The sequence below is a fragment of the Carboxylicivirga linearis genome (assembly GCF_018271995.1).
In the GTDB taxonomy this organism is placed as follows: domain Bacteria; phylum Bacteroidota; class Bacteroidia; order Bacteroidales; family Marinilabiliaceae; genus Carboxylicivirga; species Carboxylicivirga linearis.
In genome coordinates this window covers 92,761-111,354 of record NZ_JAGUCO010000011.1, presented here as the reverse complement: position 1 = coordinate 111,354, position 18,594 = coordinate 92,761, and the positions used below count along the sequence as shown (strand labels likewise).

Annotated in this window: 13 protein-coding genes; 9 read left to right on the top strand and 4 right to left on the bottom strand. The window is 40.9% G+C overall.

All coding sequences use genetic code 11. The features are described from left to right. Positions 1–35: 35 nt before the first annotated feature. Both KEM10_RS14445 and KEM10_RS14440 read right to left on the bottom strand, forming a co-directional pair. Complete coding sequence (locus KEM10_RS14445; protein WP_212216735.1) at positions 36–743, bottom strand: pirin family protein; 708 nt, start codon at positions 741–743, stop codon at positions 36–38. Positions 744–799: 56 nt separating this feature from the next. After that, the gene (locus KEM10_RS14440) at positions 800–1,006 is read right to left on the bottom strand and encodes a DUF3820 family protein (RefSeq protein ID WP_212216734.1); all 207 of its coding nucleotides are present in this window, start codon (positions 1,004–1,006) and stop codon (positions 800–802) included. A 200-nt stretch (positions 1,007–1,206) separates the two neighbouring features. On the opposite strand from KEM10_RS14440, the gene KEM10_RS14435 reads away from it, so the two are divergent. The 9 genes from KEM10_RS14435 to KEM10_RS14395 all read left to right on the top strand — a co-directional run bounded on the left by KEM10_RS14435 (position 1,207) and on the right by KEM10_RS14395 (position 13,988). Beyond that, positions 1,207–2,499, top strand: coding sequence for an aldolase/citrate lyase family protein (locus tag KEM10_RS14435; RefSeq protein ID WP_212216733.1), 1,293 nt, complete (start codon positions 1,207–1,209; stop codon positions 2,497–2,499). Next, a complete protein-coding gene (gene citF / locus KEM10_RS14430) occupies positions 2,426–4,051 on the top strand; it encodes a citrate lyase subunit alpha (RefSeq protein WP_212216732.1) in 1,626 nt (541 codons plus the stop codon). The genes KEM10_RS14435 and citF overlap by 74 nt, the downstream gene beginning before the upstream one ends. Positions 4,052–4,196: 145 nt before the next feature. Beyond that, positions 4,197–5,390, top strand: coding sequence for an isocitrate/isopropylmalate dehydrogenase family protein (locus tag KEM10_RS14425; RefSeq protein WP_212216731.1), 1,194 nt, complete (start codon positions 4,197–4,199; stop codon positions 5,388–5,390). 15 nt (positions 5,391–5,405) lie between these two features. After that, complete coding sequence (locus KEM10_RS14420; RefSeq protein WP_212216730.1) at positions 5,406–5,960, top strand: HDIG domain-containing metalloprotein; 555 nt, start codon at positions 5,406–5,408, stop codon at positions 5,958–5,960. An 84-nt stretch (positions 5,961–6,044) separates the two neighbouring features. After that, complete coding sequence (locus KEM10_RS14415; protein ID WP_212216729.1) at positions 6,045–7,856, top strand: aconitase/3-isopropylmalate dehydratase large subunit family protein; 1,812 nt, start codon at positions 6,045–6,047, stop codon at positions 7,854–7,856. A gap of 55 nt (positions 7,857–7,911) precedes the next feature. Next, positions 7,912–9,705: an aconitase/3-isopropylmalate dehydratase large subunit family protein gene (locus tag KEM10_RS14410; protein ID WP_212216728.1), complete on the top strand. Its 1,794-nt coding sequence runs from the start codon at positions 7,912–7,914 to the stop codon at positions 9,703–9,705. Between the two features lie 11 nt (positions 9,706–9,716). Beyond that, positions 9,717–11,255, top strand: coding sequence for an L-piperidine-6-carboxylate dehydrogenase (amaB, locus tag KEM10_RS14405; protein WP_212216727.1), 1,539 nt, complete (start codon positions 9,717–9,719; stop codon positions 11,253–11,255). A 168-nt stretch (positions 11,256–11,423) separates the two neighbouring features. Beyond that, a complete protein-coding gene (locus tag KEM10_RS14400; protein ID WP_212216726.1) occupies positions 11,424–12,644 on the top strand; it encodes an NAD(P)-dependent oxidoreductase in 1,221 nt (406 codons plus the stop codon). A 12-nt stretch (positions 12,645–12,656) separates the two neighbouring features. After that, positions 12,657–13,988, top strand: coding sequence for a saccharopine dehydrogenase family protein (locus KEM10_RS14395; protein WP_212216725.1), 1,332 nt, complete (start codon positions 12,657–12,659; stop codon positions 13,986–13,988). Between the two features lie 123 nt (positions 13,989–14,111). Here the strand turns inward: KEM10_RS14395 and KEM10_RS14390 are convergent, their stop codons facing one another. Both KEM10_RS14390 and KEM10_RS14385 read right to left on the bottom strand, forming a co-directional pair. Then, the gene (locus KEM10_RS14390) at positions 14,112–14,642 is read right to left on the bottom strand and encodes an REP-associated tyrosine transposase (protein WP_212216724.1); all 531 of its coding nucleotides are present in this window, start codon (positions 14,640–14,642) and stop codon (positions 14,112–14,114) included. A gap of 649 nt (positions 14,643–15,291) precedes the next feature. Further along, a complete protein-coding gene (locus tag KEM10_RS14385; RefSeq protein ID WP_244825864.1) occupies positions 15,292–18,522 on the bottom strand; it encodes a VPS10 domain-containing protein in 3,231 nt (1,076 codons plus the stop codon). Positions 18,523–18,594 lie beyond the last annotated feature (72 nt).

Sequence of the window (18,594 nt, the reverse complement as noted above, 5' to 3'; positions counted from 1 at the left end):
TAAAAGAGAGGTAATGCATGGCATTACCTCTCTTTTTATCTTGGTATTTCTAAAAGCAGCACATGAGTATCTTTACTAATATTCATATCTAACTGATCTACCTCCCAAATGCCAATTGCATCACGGCGTTTTAGTTCTATATTGTCTATAATTACTTCTCCTTCAATAATAAAAACATACAGACCGTTAGATGTATCACTAAGGGTATAGTTGATGGTTTTATCAATATCAAATTTGCCCATGCTCAAAACCGCATTCTGATGTATGGTAAGAGGAGCATTGACTTTTCTACCACCCACAATGGTGTGTAACTTGTTCTTGAAATCGTTATCGGAGTATTGATGTTGGGCATAATCTGGTGTCAGATTCTTCTCATCAGGGAATATCCATATCTGAAGGAACTTTAGCACATCAGATTGTGAGGCGTTAAATTCAGAATGTTGAATACCATTGCCTGCCGTCATAACCTGTACTTCATTAACGCCAAGTACTTTTTCATTACCTACACTGTCGGCATGTTTTATTGCTCCTTCCAACGGAATGGTAATAATCTCCATGTTTTCGTGAGGATGTGTTCCAAAACCCATTCCTGGCGATACAGTGTCGTCATTGATGACCCGTAAGGCTCCAAAATGTATCTTTGAAGGATTATAATATCCGGCAAAACTAAAACTGTGCCACGAGTTTAACCAGCCATGATTGGCATGTCCTCGTTCTTCTGCTCTATGAATGGTATGTTGCATGATGAATTCTTATTTTATAGTATTAAGAAAACATCACGAGAAGAAAAAAGTTGAGTTTAGCGCAAAGGCTTTAATAAATACTCTAAGCCATTAAGTTTGATCTCATACAAAGTGTGAAGTAACATTCCCAATTGTCCTTCCGGAAATCCTTTTTGATGATACCATACCAAATATGGTTCAGGCAGATCGCATAATATTCTGCCTTGATATTTGCCATAAGGCATTCTCATTTTGGTAAGCTTAACTAATATTTCCGGATTCATTGTGTTGCTTTTAGCAACAAAGATAACCATCCCGAGAAATAATTAAAGAAGAAATAATTAAAGAAGAAATAAAGTTAAGAAAATAACTAAAAGACATATAAAGTTAAAAATAAAACAAAAAGCATTGCAAAGGTTTTAAAATAAACATATATTGTAGTGCATTCAAATGTAAGTAACATTTGAATTTTAAGGTCATTTTTTTGTTGAAGCTGAATTTGGGAAAGGATGTTTCGTTGATTGGTGACCGAGAGATCGGTCCTGTAGATGGCAAATTTATAAAGAAAATCACTATGGTTGCACATGCAGGAAATAAAGGTGATGCAGTTCGTTCTGATTGTTTTGTGAATCTCGAACTTAAAGAGAGCGGCGGGATAATTGTAAATGTAAAAAGCAAAGTCGATAAGCTTTACGGTAATCAAATAAGTAAACTGAGCCTCGTGGTTTTGCAGTATTTCAGCATTAAGCATGCTGTTCTTACCATTGATGATAAAGGAGCTCTTCCTTTTGTGATTGCAGCCCGCATTGAGGCTGTCGTTCATCAGCTTATCATCACCGATAAAACATATCTCACCAATCTCGAAGAATTTAATAAAAAGGCCACATCTCCTGATCGTATTCGTCGTTCTCGATTATACCTGCCCGGAAATAATCCTAAGTTAATGCTCAATGCAGGTATTTACGGGGCTGATGGTATAATTCTGGATCTGGAAGACAGTGTGGCTCCTGATAAAAAAGATGAAGCCCGAATATTAGTAAGGAATGCTTTAAGGTTAGTTAATTTCTATGGGGCTGAACGTATGGTTCGTATTAATCAACTGCCTTTAGGTTTGGATGATCTGGATTGGATTGCCAGGGAAGGAGTGAATCTGATTTTAATCCCTAAATGCGAAAGTGCTGAAGATGTCCATCATGTTGAGGAAAGAATTCAGCAGGTAAAAAAGGATAAAGATTTTCCGATTCATTTGATGCCGATAATTGAAAGTGCTTTGGGAGTGCAAAATGCATATGCGATTGCATCAGCATCAGAAAATGTGGTGGCTATTGCCATTGGTTTGGAAGATTATACCGCTGATATAGGAGCTCAACGTACTAACAAAGCCAAAGAATCGTTTTTTGCCCGCTCTACCATTGTTAATGCAGCTAAAGCCGCCGGGAAGCAAGCAATCGATTCTGTTTTCTCCGATATAGAGGATATGGATGCTTTAAGCAGAAATGTGACTGAATCCAAATCCCTCGGATTTACTGGGATGGGCTGCATTCATCCACGCCAGATTATTTATATCAATCAGGGATATGCTCCCAATGAAACTGAAATTGAGAAAGCAAAAAAGATAGTTAACGCCTTTCTTATTGCTTTGGAGAATGGAAGTGGAGTAGTGGCTTTGGGTTCAAAGATGATTGATCCTCCCGTTGTAAAACGTGCGCAAAATCTTATTGATATGGCCATTTCTACAGGTCAGCTGGCAAAAGATTGGAGGAATGTGTATGTCTGATAAATTAATAAAAAATGCAGGAGGTCGTTGGGTGCCTGAAACCATAAACGGTGAGAAAGTATTTCCTTTTATGGGAGTGGGGAGATATAAGCCTTCGGGAAATAAAATGGCTCCGAAGATTTCTTCCTGCGCTGACTTTTCGTCGGATGGAAACAAGCAGGTGAGCGATTTGAAAGAAGCCTTGCAAAAGGCTGGTTTAAAAGACGGAATGACCATTTCTACTCATCATCATTTTCGTAATGGTGATTTGGTTGCCAATAGGGTATTTGATGTAGCAAAGCAGATGGGAGCTAAAAATCTTCGCTGGTTTCCTTCGGCATCTTTTCCTTGCCATGCTCATTTGATTCCTTATCTCGAGGATGGAACTATCAGTCATATTGAAGGTAGTATGAACGGACCGTTGGGCAAGTTTTGCAGCGAAGGTAAAATGTCGAAAATAGCTGTTTTACGTTCTCACGGAGGTCGTTACCAGGCGGTGCAGGATGGAGATGTGAAGATAGATATTGCAGTGATAGCGGCCTCTTGTGCTGATGCTTTTGGCAATGCCAATGGTATCAGTGGCGAGTCAAACAGCGGATTGCTGGGATTTGCTCTTGCCGATTCGCAATATGCCGATAAGGTGATTGTGGTAACCGATACTTTGGTTCCTTTTCCTTGCGTTCCATGGCAGATACAGGGAAATTATGTGGATTACACAGTTTTGGTTGATAAGGTGGGAATTCCTGAAAAAATTGTGTCAGGAACCACACAGGTCACCAAAAGCCCTGATAGACTTTTGATTGCCGAAATGACAGCTAAATTTTGTGAGGTAACAGGTATTATTCATGATGGCTTCTCGTTTCAGGCAGGGGCGGGAGGAACCTCTCTGTCAATCGGAATTTTCTTTGGTGATATCATACGGAGGAAGGGAATAAAAGCTCGTTTTGCCCGAGGAGGAAGTAATCAATACCTGGTTAATCTTTTGGAAGAAGGTTTGGTAGAGTATATTCTCGACGGACAGACTTTTGATTTAGAAGGAGTCCGATCGATGCGCGAAAATCCCAATCATGTATGGACAAGTCCTTTTACCAGTTATAACTATCATGGCAAGGGAAATTTTGCAGGAATGGTTGATGTTGTTATCCTGGGTGCTACCGAGGTGGATGTCAATTTCAATGCAAATGTGGTAACTCATTCTGATGGTTACCTGATGCACGGAATCGGCGGATGGCAAAACTGTTTGTTTTCGAAGACAGTGATTCTTCCGTTGCCATTGTTCCGTGATCGTATTCCTGTTGTTGTGGATGAAGTAACAACGCTTTGCGGACCAGGTGAACTCATCGATGTGATTGTAACAGAAAGAGGTATTGCCATTAATCCGCTCAAAACCGATCTGATTGAGAAAGCTAAAGGTTCAGGATTACCGATAAAAACCATTCATCAACTAAAAGAGGAAGCAGAACATATATGTGGTAAGCCTGAGCGTCCTGCGCCCAAAGATAAAATTGTGGCAGCTATTAAATGGGTAGATGGAACGGTGATAGACGTGGTCCGGCAAGTGGCTGATGAATAATATTAAATCCATTGCTTTTTAAAGGCAGCCTTGACTTTTTTGTTTCGTTTTTGTGTCAAGACAAAAATGAATTGAAAATCGGCGCAGCCAAAAGCCTGTCCGGCTAGAGGACAACGATTGTAAAATAAGTCTAACAATCCATATTATGAAAAAACGAACAATAGTTACAATGCCAGGCGACGGAATCGGGCGTATTGTTTTGGATCAGGCCATAAGAGTTATAGATGCGGCTGGCTTCGAAGCTGATTATGTGGAAGGCGATATTGGCTGGGAGTTTTGGTGTAACGAGGGTAATCCTCTGCCTGAAAGAACCATTCAACTTCTTGAAAAACATAAAATAGGTTTGTTCGGAGCCATTACCTCTAAACCCAAGGATGAAGCCAGTGCCGAATTGAGTGCTGAATTGCAGGGCAAAGGTTTGGTTTATAAAAGTCCGATTGTGGCCCTTCGTCAACATTTTAAAATGGATATTTGTCTGCGTCCTTGCAAGACTTATAAAGGTAATCCGCTGAATTTTATCCGAAGAGGAGCTAATGGTGAGGTGGAAGAACCAATGGTGGATGTTCCTATTTTTCGTCAGAATACCGAAGGATTGTATGGCGGTGTGGAATGGAGTTCTCCCGACGGAATTGTATACGATGCTTTGATGACGCATCCACAGTTTGTGAAGAATTTTGGAGATGTGCCTAAAGAGGAATTATCGGTATCAACAAGGATTTTCACCAAACACGCCACAGAACGAATTCTTCGGGCGGCTTTTAATCATGCACGAAAATATGGTTATAAATCGGTCACGGTTTGTGAAAAACCTAATGTAATACGCGAAACATCAGGCATGATGTACAAAATGGCTCAACAACTTCAAAAGAATGACTATCCTGAAATTGAATTATGGAATACCAATATTGATGCGCAGATGATGTGGTTAACCAAAAATCCTGAGACCTACGGAGTGATGGTGGCTGGTAATATGTTTGGCGATATTCTTTCTGATGGATTTGCTGGTTTGATTGGTGGTTTGGGCTTTGCGTGTAGCGCTCAGATGGGCGAAAGCGGAGTGGCTGTTTTTGAACCTACACATGGCTCAGCTCCTAAATATGCCAGTTATGAGAATTCAATTGTCAACCCGATTGCAATGATTGAATCGGCTTGTATGATGCTTGATTATATCGATGAAAATGAGATGGCTCAAAAAATACGTAAAGCTGTAGCAGCAGTGATTGAGGACGGTAAGGTGCGGACTTACGATATGCTTAAGATGGCAGGACGACCCGATGTGATTGAAAAAGGAGCTGCCACAACCGAACAAATGACTGATGCCATTATTGCCCGATTATGATTTAAAAAAGATGCAATGGATAATTTTAAAGAAGTGATAAAGCTTTGGCCTGAGTTAAATTGGATTAACAATGAAGTGTTGCGCTATCAAGTGGCCCGAACTTGGGAATTGACTTTGGAACGTAGTGTTTTAAAAACTGATGATCTGAATAATATTCCATTTACTCTTCTATGTGGACCCGATTTAAAAGTCAGTTTTATGGATCATAAAAGAGTCGTGGTTCATATCGCCTACGAAAGTGGCTTAAAGATGAACGAATTCTTTAAAGATGAATTACCCGTTGATATGGATGTGTTGGTAGCTGGTGCAATATTGGCTGATGTGGGCAAACTGTTGGAGTATGAACTGGATGAAAACGGAAAAGCTGTTCAGGGTATGTATGGAAAATACCTGCGTCATCCGTTTTCAGGTGTTTCATTGGCTGAGGAATGCAAGGTGCCGCCCGAGGTGTGTCATATCATTGCTACGCATGCAGGCGAAGGAGATATGGTGAAGCGTTCAACAGAAGCTTACGTTGTTCACCATGCTGATTTTATGACCTTTCTTCCATTTAAGAGCAGATTAAAATAAGCTAATTGTTAATGATAAATTATCAATTATTAATGAAGGATGTGAATGAATTTACAATTACCAACTAATAATTAACCATTTCAAATGACTCTCATAGAAAAAATATTAGCCAATCATGCCAACTTGACTTCGGTTAAACCTGGAGACATTGTTGATATTGATATTGATGTTCGTCTGGCACGAGATTTTGGAGGAGCAAATGTGGTTAAGAATCTTCAGGATAACGGACTGCGTCTGGCTGATCCGAAAAAGACATTTTTCACTTTTGATTGTAATCCAACAGGTTCAGATCAGAAATATGCTGCCAATCAACAGTTGTGTCGTCAGTATGCGCGCGAGGAAAGGGTGGGTGTTTATGACATTAACAGTGGTATTGGAACACACCTGGCAATTGATAAAGGTATGGCCACGCCAGGTTCCACTGTTGTGTCAACCGATTCGCATGCAAATATTCTGGGGGCAATCGGCGCCTTTGGTCAGGGCATGGGCGATAGGGATATTGCTGCCGCATGGGCGAGGGGAGCTGTTTGGTTTAAGGTTCCCGAATCAGCTAAAATTGAATTGACAGGCAGAAGACCTTCCAATATCTCAGCAAAGGATATCGTTCTGAATCTGCTTCATCATTTTGGAGCTAATTCGTTACTCGGTTTGTCTGTTGAGTTGGTTGGAAAAGTGGCTGATCAACTCACTTTGGATGAGAGAGTGACTATCTCATCCATGGCAACAGAAATGGGAGCAATTGCCATTTTCTTTTCTCCATCGGATAAGGTGATTGAATATACAAAAGAACGATGCAGTAGACCTGTAAGTCCTGTTTTTGCTGATGAAGATGCAGAATACAAACTAATTGAAAAAATAGATGTATCTGAATTCTATCAGGCAATAGCTTTGCCCGGTAAGCCTCATGATGTGGTTCCTGTTACAGAAGTTCAGGGCACCAAGATAGACTCGGTTTTTATCGGAAGTTGTACCAATGGACGAATGGAGGACATGCGCACAGTGGCTAGAATCTTGAATGGTAAAAAAGTGGCTCCTGGCATTGTGCTGAAGATTGTGCCATCCACCGACGAGATTTGGAATGCCTGTATGGAAGAAGGTTTGATCAAGATTTTCAAAGAATCAGGTGCTTTATTAGGAAATGCAGGCTGTGCAGGCTGCGCCAGCGGGCAGATAGGGCAAAACGGACCGGGCGAAAAAACAGTCAGCACTGGTAATCGCAATTTTGAAGGTAAACAAGGAAAGGGTGAAGTGTATCTGTCATCGCCAGCTGTTGCTGCGGCCTCGGCTGTTGCAGGTCATATAACAACGCCTGAAGCATTGCCAGCTGATCCCAGTGTTTTTAAGCCATCATCAGAATTAAAATATCAAATCAAGGTAAGGGAGGAGAAAGAAGAAGAAAAACCTATGGTGCTGGAAGGTAAGGTTTGGCTGGTTGATGAAGACAATATCGATACTGATATGATTTTCCATAATCGTTATCTGGCTATAACCGATATCAGTCAGATGGGTCAATACACTTTTGATAACCTGAAAGGTTGGGAAGATTATGCAAGTAAATCAGAACATGGTGACATCGTTATTACGGGAAAGAATTTTGGTGCGGGAAGCTCACGTCAACAGGCGGTTGATTGCTTTAAGTCGCTGGGTAATTTATGTATTCTGGCAAAGTCATTCGGAGCCATCTACGAGCGAAACGCCATAAATGCCGGCTTTCCCATTTTAACTTATAATGATCTGTCAGAACTGGATCTGGAAAACAGGGACACGATCAGAATTGATTTGCAAAAAGGAAGGATAACCAATCTGAGAAATAACAAGAATTTGATGATTCATCCTTTCTCGGAAGTGCAGATGAAGATTTATCAGAAAGGAGATCTGCTGGCAATAAGCAGATAGAAATATATTAATAATCAGCTGAAAGCTATTAGCTATAAGCCATAAGCTTAAAGGTATGTCAGGAAAAACGTTTGTTGAAAAGATATTTGATGCACCACAAGGGGCTATCGTTTTTAAGAAGCCTGATATTGTGTTGTCTCACGATAATACGGCTGCCATCGAAAAGATCTTTCGTAAGATGGGAGGTTCAGCCTTGAAGGATCGTAATCAGTTGATGGTGGTTCTCGATCATAATGCGCCCCCAACCAATGCCAAGCTGGCAAACGATTATCAGCAGATCCGAACTTTTGCTTATAAACAACGGGTAAAGTGTTTCCACGATGTGGGAAATGGTATTTGTCATCAGGTGATGGCGGAGTATGCCAAACCGGGGATGTGTATTGTAGGAAGCGATAGTCATACCTGTACGGCTGGTGCTTTCAATGCTTTTGCCGCAGGAATCGATCGGACAGAAGCTGCTGGTTTGTGGAAGCAGGGAGAGACCTGGTTCAGAGTGCCTGAAACGTTAAAAATCACCCTAAATGGTATGCTTCCACAAGGTGTTTTTGCCAAAGATGTGGCTCTATATATTATTGGTATGATAGGTGCAGCAGGGGCTGATTATATGTCGGTTGAATATCATGGCGACGGAGTTAAAAACCTGAGTATTGCCGACAGAATGACCATTGCTAATCTGGCATCGGAGATGGGTGCCAAGAATGCTGTTTTTCCTTATGATGAGGTATTGGCAAAGCATCTGAATGAAGAATGCGAAGGAGTTTGGGCAGATAAAGACGCCATCTATGCCAGAGAAATTACTCTTCAACTGGATGAATTGTTTCCTGTTGTGGCTTGCCCTCATCATGTGGATAATATAAAAAGTGTGGATGAGGTAGCAGGTACTGAGGTTCAACAGGCATTGATCGGAACATGCACCAACGGTCGTATTGAGGATTTACGAGAAGCAGCCGCTATTCTGAAAGGACAAATTGTGCCTGATGGTTTTCAGTTATTGATTACGCCTGCTTCGAAAGAAATATACCGACAAGCCAATAAAGAAGGGCTGATTGATATTTTTATGGAAGCTGGAGCAAGTGTTTTGGCGGCGTCGTGCGGACCGTGTCTGGGAACCGGACAGGGCATTCCAGCCGATGATGTTACCGTCATCAGCACGGCAAACCGAAACTTCCTGGGACGAATGGGAAACAAGAATGCTTCGATCTATCTGGCATCACCTGCAACAGTTGCGTTATCGGCCATTCACGGGCGAATTTTATCACCCATGAGCAAGAAGAATCATAAATTCTCATACGAGAAAAAGAAAACTCCTACAGTAGAAATAAAAAAGGGTGATCAGCGGAGAATCAATGGTGTGTGGGCTTATCAGGATGCTGATAACCTGAATACTGACCAAATGTTTGCTGGCAGCCTCACTTATGAGATAAACAGTTCGGAGCCAGACAAGATTGCTCCTTATCTGTTCAGGGACTTTGATCAGTCATTTGCTGCATCTGTTCACGAAGGCGATATTATGGTGTGCGGAGCCAACTTCGGTTGTGGCAGCTCGCGCGAGCATCCTTCAGTTGGTTTGAGATATGTGGGCGTAAAAGCCATTCTGGTGAAGTCGGTGTCGCGTATCTTCTTCCGCTCAGCTGTTAATCAGGGCTTACCCATTATTGTATTGCCTGAAGCAGTAGAGGCTTATCAAAAAGGGGATGTGGTAAATGTAAATTTCAAAGAAGGCAAAGTGATGGTAGGTAATAATGAATTTGTATTTACACCGTTACCTGATAAACTGATGGAAATACTAAACAAAGGAGGTTTGGTAAAGACTTTAAGTGAAATAGATATTAAAAATCAAAAAATATAAAACATAGAAAGATGTACGGAATTAAAGAAGCACTAAAGGAACTAGGAATAGATAAAATAAACAACGGTATATGCACGGGTACTGAATGGACCGATACCAGCGGGGATTTAATTACCAGTTATTCACCGACTGACGGAGAAGCTATAGCAGGTATTAAACAGGCAACCAAAGAAGAATACGACCAGGTGATACTGAAGGCAAAAACTGCTTTTAACGACTGGCGTATGGTTCCTGCTCCTGTTCGGGGTGAGTTGGTTCGTCAAATAGGGCTGGAACTCAGAAAGCATAAAGAGGCTTTGGGTAAACTCGTTTCGTACGAAATGGGAAAAATCTATCAGGAAGGTCTGGGTGAAGTACAGGAGATGATTGATATCTGTGACTTTGCTGTTGGACAATCGCGTCAGTTATATGGATTTACCATGCACTCAGAGAGGGCTAAACACCGCATGTACGATCAGTATCATCCTATGGGAATAGTGGGAGTGGTTTCGGCATTTAACTTCCCTGTGGCGGTTTGGGCCTGGAATGCAATGATCGCTTTGGTTTGCGGTGATGTGGTGGTATGGAAACCATCATCTAAAGTAATGTTATGCGCCATAGCGGTTCATAAGATTGTACAGAAGGTGTTGAAAGAAAATAATATTCAGGAAGGCGTGATGAACCTGGTGGCAACGGGTTCGAAATACCTGGGTGATGAATTATTCAGCGACAGAAATATACCACTGATTTCGTTCACAGGATCAACACGCATCGGTAAAAAAGTGGGACGTTTGGTGGGCGAACGATTGGGCAAATACATCCTTGAGTTGGGCGGAAATAATGCCATCATTGTTACTCCCGAAGCTGATCAGGAGATGGCTTTAAGAGCCATTGTTTTCGGAGCCGTTGGTACCTGCGGTCAGCGTTGCACATCAACACGCCGAATCATCATTCACGAATCGGTTTATGAATCAATGAAAGAGAAGCTGGTTAATGTGTATAAAAGCATCAGCATTGGTCATTCGCTTGATTCTAGTACGTTGGTAGGACCAATGATTGATAAGGGAGCCGTTAAGACTTATCAGGATGCTATCGGAAAAGTAAAAGCCGAAGGAGGAGCCATCCTTTATGGAGGCGAAGTGTTGAGTGGCAAGGGATATGAATCGGGATGTTACGTGGTTCCTTGCATTGCCGAGGTGCAAAATCATTATCAGATTGTTCAGGAAGAGACTTTTGCTCCGCTTCTGTATTTGTTGAAATATAAAGATATGGATGAGGCAATAGCTATTCATAACGATGTGCCTCAGGGCTTGTCATCAGCTATTTTCTCAAGAAATATGCTGGAAACAGAACGCTTCCTATCGCACGAAGGATCGGATTGTGGTATAGCTAATGTGAATATAGGTACATCGGGAGCCGAGATTGGCGGTGCCTTTGGTGGTGAGAAAGATACAGGTGGCGGTCGCGAATCAGGGTCTGATGCATGGAAAGCATATATGCGTCGTCAGACCAATACCATTAATTACAGCACCGACCTGCCCTTGGCGCAGGGAATTGAGTTTAAGATTTGAAGATGATAGAAGACAGAAGGGGCCGAAGTCCAGAGCTCGAAGTCCGAAAAAGAATCTTCAGCAGAAGAGACTAAAAGTTCGAAGTCCAGAGTTCGTAGTCCGAATATAGTACGGACTACGGACTGATTGCTCCGGACTATGTAAAAAACAACATTAAAAACACACATCATGAAACTGGGAATTCTGAAAGAAGGAAAGATACCACCCGATAAAAGGGTGCCGTTAACTCCTCAACAATGCAAGACGTTGTTGAATTTGTATCCGAAGCTGAAGATTGAAGTGGAATCGAGTCCGATACGTTGTTTCACTGATGAGGATTACCGCAGACAGGGTGTGACAGTAAAAGACGATATCAGCACATGCGATTTCTTTTTGGGCGTGAAGGAAGTTCCTGTGGATCTTCTCATCGAAGGAAAATCGTACATGTTTTTTTCGCACACCATTAAAAAGCAAGAACATAACCGTAAGCTACTGCAGGCTGTTTTAGAAAAACATATCAGGCTGATAGATTATGAGCTGTTGACTGATAAGAAAGGGATGCGCCTGATTGGTTTTGGCAAGTTTGCCGGATTGGTGGGTGCTTACAATTCTTTTTTAACCTATGGTAAACGCTACGGTTTCTATGATCTTAAACCTGCTCACGAATGTGCTGATAAAGCTGAGATGATGAAAGAATTGAAACGTGTGCAGTTGCCTGCCATCAAAATAGCGGTTACAGGCAACGGACGTGTGGCCAATGGTGTGTTGGAAGTGATGGAGGAGCTTGCCGTCAGAAGATTATCTGTGGATGAATATTTGAATAACCAATATAATGAGGTTTGTTATGTGCAGTTATCTCCTGCAGAATACAATCTGCATAAAGGCATGGCCGATTTTGATCTATTCCATTTCTTTAAGCACCCTAAAGAGTATAAAGGCAACTTTAAGCGTTTTTGCAAGCATACCGATATGCTGATTTCGGCAGCATTTTGGGATCCGCAGGCACCTGTTTTATTTACAATGACGGATATGCAGCAAGATGATTTTAAAATTAAAGTAATTGCAGATATAACCTGTGATATAGGAGGATCCATTCCGTCGACTATACGAGCCTGCCGAATCGGTGATCCTATCTATGACTTTAATCCGTTTACCATGACTGAGGAACCTGTTTTTTCAGATGAGCGGAATGTAACAATGATGACAGTTGATAATCTTCCCAACGAATTACCCAAAGATGCCTCGCGGGAGTTTGGAGCTCATTTAATGAATCGAATTCTTGATTTTGTGATTAAGAGCGACAGGGAAGGAGTGATTGAACGTGCTACAATTGCAGAAGACGGTGATTTGACTGAGAGATTTAAGTATCTGGAAGGTTTTGCAGCGCAGCAGAAACATCATCACACCTAATAAATTTAAATTATGCAACACATACTTATCATAGGAGCAGGACGGTCGGCTATTGCATTAATTAATTATCTCGAGACTTATGCAACGGATAATCAATGGCAAGTAACGGTAGTTGATAAGGATATTTCCCATATTCACGACCAAGTAAGCAGTGAAACCAATATTATCAGGCTCGATTTATTTGATGCTGCACGTTTGGTGAAAGAGGTGAGAAATAGTAATGTGGTGGTTTCGTTATTGCCTGCCCGATTACATTCAGTGGTGGCAAAAGTGTGTGTTGACGAGGGAAAATCACTTTTTACAGCTTCGTACGAGTCGGAGGAGATTAAAAAGCTGGAGCCCGAAGTAAAAGAAAAGGGTTTACTCTTTTTAAATGAGACAGGGCTCGATCCAGGTATTGATCATATGTCGGCAATGCAAATACTGGACCGGATTAAGGATAAAGGGTATGATTTGAAGGCTTTTGAATCGTTTACCGGCGGACTGGTAGCTCCAGATTCAGATAATAATCCGTGGCACTATAAGTTCTCGTGGAATCCGCGCAATGTGGTGGTAGCAGGGCAGGGAGGAACTGCCAAATTTATTCAGGAAGGAAAATATAAATACATTCCTTATAATCGGCTTTTTCGTCGTACCGAGCTGATCGAGATTGAAGGCTATGGTAAGTTTGAAGGCTATGCTAACCGTGATTCGCTTAAGTATATCGAACGATACAACCTGCAGGGAATACCAACTATTTATCGGGGTACTTTGCGTCGACCAGGATTTTGCCGTGCCTGGAATGTGTTTGTACAACTGGGCATTACCGACGATTCTTACGAGATGATGCTGAAGGATGGAATGACATATCGCGATTTCATCAACTCATTTCTGTATTACCATCCTTCCGATTCGGTTGATACCAAGTTGTATCATTATATGCACATCGATCAGGATTCGGATATTATTGAAAAGCTCGATTGGCTCGAGATACTGAATGATAAACCCATCGGATTAAAAAAGGCCACGCCTGCGCAGGTGCTCGAAAAATTATTGACGGAGAAGTGGGTGCTTCAACCTGATGAAAAAGATATGGTGGTGATGTGGCATAAGTTTCTTTATCGGGTTGATGGCGAAGAAAAAGATACCTGTCTGACTTCGTCGCTGGTGGTGGAAGGGCAAAATAATATCAGAACAGCCATGGCCAAAACAGTGGGCTTGCCATTGGCTATTGCAGTAAGACTTTATCTCGAAGGTAAAATCAAACTCACGGGTGTTCATATTCCAACAATCAAAGAGATTTACGAGCCTGTATTAAAAGAGCTGAAGGAATACGGAGTTAATTTTCAGGAAAAGATTAAGTAAAATAAAGTATTAAGCACGGATTATAAATCCGCGCTGACGGTTGTAAAAATAGTAAAGCACGGATTACAAATCCGCGCTAATAGTGCCTTCCGTTGCTGGTGCGAATTTGTAATTCGCGCCATGTTATTTTATAACTATAATATCCAGTAATCCTTTTCTTCCGCTGTAATCAACAGCACTGCTATAGACATAATCTTCTGCCCTGAATACTATACCTGCTTTAACCGGATTTTGATGGATATAGTTTAATTTCTGATCGATTACTTTATTACTCCAGAGTTCGATAGGCATATTATGATTTTGCCAGAATCGGATTCCTTTATCTGTGATAAAATGTTTCAGTAGCCATTCTTTCCTGCTTTCTCGTATGTTTTCTCTTATGGCAGATATTACTGCTTTAGAGGTGAATTTTTTATAATCGCGTAATATGTTTTGTAGTAGAAAGCCTTCCTTAGATCCGGCAATGAAGTGTACGTGATTAGTCATTATACACCAAGCAAATAATTCAAGGCCTTTGTTCTTTTGGCAATATGTAAGGTTGTCAATCAGAATGTTCTTATAAGAATTGCGCGTAAATACATCTACCCAATTTTGTACGGCAAAGGTTATAAAATAAATACCATCAGGATTGTGGAATTTGTATTTTCTGCTCATAGTTTAAATTTACAATAAATACTTTATAAAGTATCACCATTAGAGCGGATTACAAATCCGCGCTAATGGTGATAGTAAGTAGATTAATAAAAAGCACAGATTACAAATCTGCGCTAATAGTGTTGGTGCGAATTTGTACTTCGCGCTGACGTTTTTTGGCTGATGCACAGCTGTGCAAGGCAAACTTCTTGTTGAGAAAGTCGTGAAGACTTCTGCAAGCCTTCAAACAAAACCTGGGGAAGGCGTGAAGATTGCTGCAAGCCTTCACTTTGGAAAAAAAGTGCCTTGCACGCTTGTGTAAGCCTTTCTTTTGGTTCGCGGGAACGCTTGAAGATCTGTGCAAGGCTTCCCCAACCAATATTTGGAGGCTTGAAGGTTGGTGCAAGCCACTTTTTTAGCTTTAGGGAAGGCTTAAACAGTTGTGCAAGCCTTCAAATGGAAGCGGACTAGCCTTGCACGTTTGTGCACGGCAATTTGAAATTGTAATTTGCCTTATTTAAAAAAGAGTAAGGACTTACAAAAAATCCGCTTCTGACTTTTCAAAAGCGGATTTCTCAGAATAATGTAATTTATAAATGATACATTATCAATCGTATTTGTAGAATACAGATTAAAAGAGGCTAACACAATTGTGCCAGCCTCCATTAATTTATTCATTCAATGGCATTCCTTCAATAAAAGGTGCCCCATTACTGATAAGGTTCTTATAAATATCTTTTATATCCTCTTTTTGAATTTTAAGAAGTTCTTCTTTTAAATTGGAAAGCTGTTCTTCAGCTATTTCAAGACTCATTTTCTGAGTTGAGGTAGGTCCGTATGTGTTGATTGCTGCATAACTTGCCATAGTGTATCTGTCACCAATAGTCGGCATTGATTTTTCACCCACCTCATTTTTAGCTTTGTTACCGCTGATTTGCTTTCTCAGTGCAAGCAAAGAGGTTCTAACCTCTTCAAGACGAGTATTTATTTCTCCCATATCCAAATCAGATTGTTGAAGAGATTTTTGCATGGCTGTTACTTGTTTGAGCGATTGGTTTAATGATAAGTTAACAGCACTCAGTTGACGTTTCACTTCATTTAATTGTTTGTTGAAAGCATTAATCAATTCAGAACTCTGAGCAGGTAGATATCCTTTTCGGAGGTCAACAACCTCAAATGAAACCGGATTGGAAAGGTTCGTTACATGACCATCTTCAACTTTAGTTAATGTAACCGTATAGGAGCCTTCAGGGGCCATTTGATCTGAGAGAAAAAATCCTTCATCTGATTTATCTGTTAAGGGGATAGCATCTGGTGCAGGGTAGCGCAAATTCCAGGCTACACGATGAAATCCTTTGCCGGTATTTCCTTTTACTTTGCTTACAACCTTATCATCACTGTTTTTTACAATTAACCATAAATTAACTGAATCTTGATTAGCTTCTGTCTCAACAGTTTCCCATCCGGGGAAAGAAACCTTTTTTCCCTTTTTTGTCAAATCTTTTTCTTGTTTCTTTCTCTGATCTTTCATAGTAGTCAACCCTTCTGACAAATAATATGTAAATACGGCCCCAAACGGAGGATTGGGAGCTACATAGTAGTTTGCTCCCTGCGATCCTTTGCCATCGAAACCAACCGTTGGACGCGGTATATAACGCCAGGCTTTGCGAACCGGAAATAGCAATGCATCTTTTTGCAATTGTTCTTCATTAATATGCCGAAGAGTACTATAGTCATCAAGAACAAAAAAACCTCGTCCAAAAGATGCAGCCACTAAGTCTTCTTCACGACGTTGAATAGCCAGGTCGCGGAACGAAATAGTTGGAACATCACCAATCAGCTTTATCCAAATAACTCCGCCATCAACTGTAAAATAAATTCCAAATTCGGTGGCTGCAAACAGAAGATCTTTCTTTACATGATCCTGAACAATCCTCCAAACCAGTGTTGTATCTGGTAAGTTTCCTTTGATTGATTTCCATGATTTACCTTTATCAGTACTTTTTATCAGATAAGGTTTAAAATCTCCATATTTATGGTTGTCGAGAGCAGCATAAACCGTATTTTCATCATATAAATCAGCTTTGATATCATTGACAAATGCTGTGGCAGGGATTTCATTTATTGAACCTACCTCTTTTTTACGCCAGTTATTACCTCCATCTTCCGTTACTTGTATAATTCCATCATCGGTTCCGGCATAAATAATACCTTCTTTTAGTGGTGATTCGGCTAAAGAAGTTATGGTGTTATAGTTTGACATGGCAAAGAAATCCCATGCATTATCCCAACTTTGAGTACTACCCATTATGGGGAGATTCATACGTTCCTGATTTCGGGTTAGATCACCGGATATTGCTACCCAACTGTTACCCCTGTTGTCTGACCGCCAAACTCGTTGCGAGGCGTAATAAATACGACTTGGCAGATGTGGGCTTACTAATATCGGAGCATCCCAGTTAAAACGTTCATATGTTTCTCCTTTGCCAGGTTGAGGTTGGATATGAACAATTTCACCGGTTGTTTTATCTACTCTTACCAAATTTCCTTCTTGCCATTCGCTGTAAATAATATTTGGATTTCCGGGTTCAGTTGCTGGCTGATGGCCATCGGCAAATAAAGTAAGATTCCAATCCCGGTTAGCAATTCCAATAGCGTTATCTGTTCTGGAAGGCCCGCCTTGAGTTGAATTATCTTGTGTACCTCCATATATATTATAGAAAGGCTCAGAGTCATCAACAGCAAGTTTGTAAAACTGAGTAATGGGTAGATTAGATATGAATCTCCATGAATGTGTGCCGTCTTTTGTTTCATATATGCCTCCGTCAGTCCCAATAAGTAAATAACCCGGATTGTCGGTAAATGCTAAGGAATGATTGTCGGAATGCTTGTATTGTTCTTTCATTACGCTGAATGTTTTACCTCCATCATTCGAAACCTGCACTCTCACATCCATAAGGTAAAGCTTGTCGAATTGATGCGGACTGGCATATAATTCCTGGTAATAATGTGGGCCAGTTGCTCCGGAAACAGCATCAGACATTTTATTCCACGATTGGCCTCTATTTGTCGAACGATATAGCCCTCCTTTTCTTCGGTCTAATTCAATGGCAGCGTATAAAACATCCGGGTTTTGAGGTGAGATAGCCAAACCGATTTTACCCATATTAGAAGTAGGAAGTCCTTTTGTTAGTTTAGTCCAGTTATCGCCGCCATCATTTGATGCATATAGTGCGGTGCCAGGTCCTCCACCCAGGTAGGCAGCTACATTTCTATGACGCTGCCAAGTTGCAGCATACAAAATATCAGGATTCCGAGGATCAATTGTAATATCAGTAACGCCAATCCATTCATCATCACCTAGTGTTTTCTTCCAGGTTTTACCACCATCAATGGTTTTATACAATCCTCTTTCACCTCCTTTATTCCATAGTGGGCCTTGAGCCGCCACCCAAACAATATTAGAGTTTTTGGGATGTACAATTATTTTAGATATATGCTCAGAATGCTTTAGGCCCATATTCTTCCAGGTGATACCATCATCATCACTTTTGTAAATACCATCACCAAAACCAACATGACGACCACCCACATTTTCACCTGTTCCTACCCAAATAGTATGTGAATTAACCGGATCGATGGTGATACATCCTATTGAATATACTTTTTGTTTATCGAATAACGGTTGCCATGTAGTACCGGCATTTACAGTTCTCCAAACTCCGCCCGAACCAACAGCCACATACCAGACATTATCATTCTTTGGGTGGATGGCAATATCAGCAATTCGGCCCGACATCAAGGCCGGTCCAATATTTCGGAGTTTTAATCCACTAAAAGTGGAGTCGTTCATTAAAGGTTTTTGTGCAATTGTGTTGACTGCTAATCCTGCTAGAAGCATTAGCGTAAATGTTAATTTCGTAAAAGAATTCATTGATTATTTTTTAGGTGATAAGTTAATAAATGGTTATTC

Coding starts and splice junctions, on each gene's coding strand:
- KEM10_RS14445 (WP_212216735.1), bottom strand. CDS start 743: ATGCAACATACCATTCATAGAGCAGAAGAACGAGGACATGCCAATCAT.
- KEM10_RS14440 (WP_212216734.1), bottom strand. CDS start 1,006: ATGAATCCGGAAATATTAGTTAAGCTTACCAAAATGAGAATGCCTTAT.
- KEM10_RS14425 (WP_212216731.1), top strand. CDS start 4,197: ATGAAAAAACGAACAATAGTTACAATGCCAGGCGACGGAATCGGGCGT.
- KEM10_RS14420 (WP_212216730.1), top strand. CDS start 5,406: ATGGATAATTTTAAAGAAGTGATAAAGCTTTGGCCTGAGTTAAATTGG.
- KEM10_RS14415 (WP_212216729.1), top strand. CDS start 6,045: ATGACTCTCATAGAAAAAATATTAGCCAATCATGCCAACTTGACTTCG.
- KEM10_RS14410 (WP_212216728.1), top strand. CDS start 7,912: ATGTCAGGAAAAACGTTTGTTGAAAAGATATTTGATGCACCACAAGGG.
- amaB (WP_212216727.1), top strand. CDS start 9,717: ATGTACGGAATTAAAGAAGCACTAAAGGAACTAGGAATAGATAAAATA.
- KEM10_RS14400 (WP_212216726.1), top strand. CDS start 11,424: ATGAAACTGGGAATTCTGAAAGAAGGAAAGATACCACCCGATAAAAGG.
- KEM10_RS14395 (WP_212216725.1), top strand. CDS start 12,657: ATGCAACACATACTTATCATAGGAGCAGGACGGTCGGCTATTGCATTA.
- KEM10_RS14390 (WP_212216724.1), bottom strand. CDS start 14,642: ATGAGCAGAAAATACAAATTCCACAATCCTGATGGTATTTATTTTATA.
- KEM10_RS14385 (WP_244825864.1), bottom strand. CDS start 18,522: ATGCTTCTAGCAGGATTAGCAGTCAACACAATTGCACAAAAACCTTTA.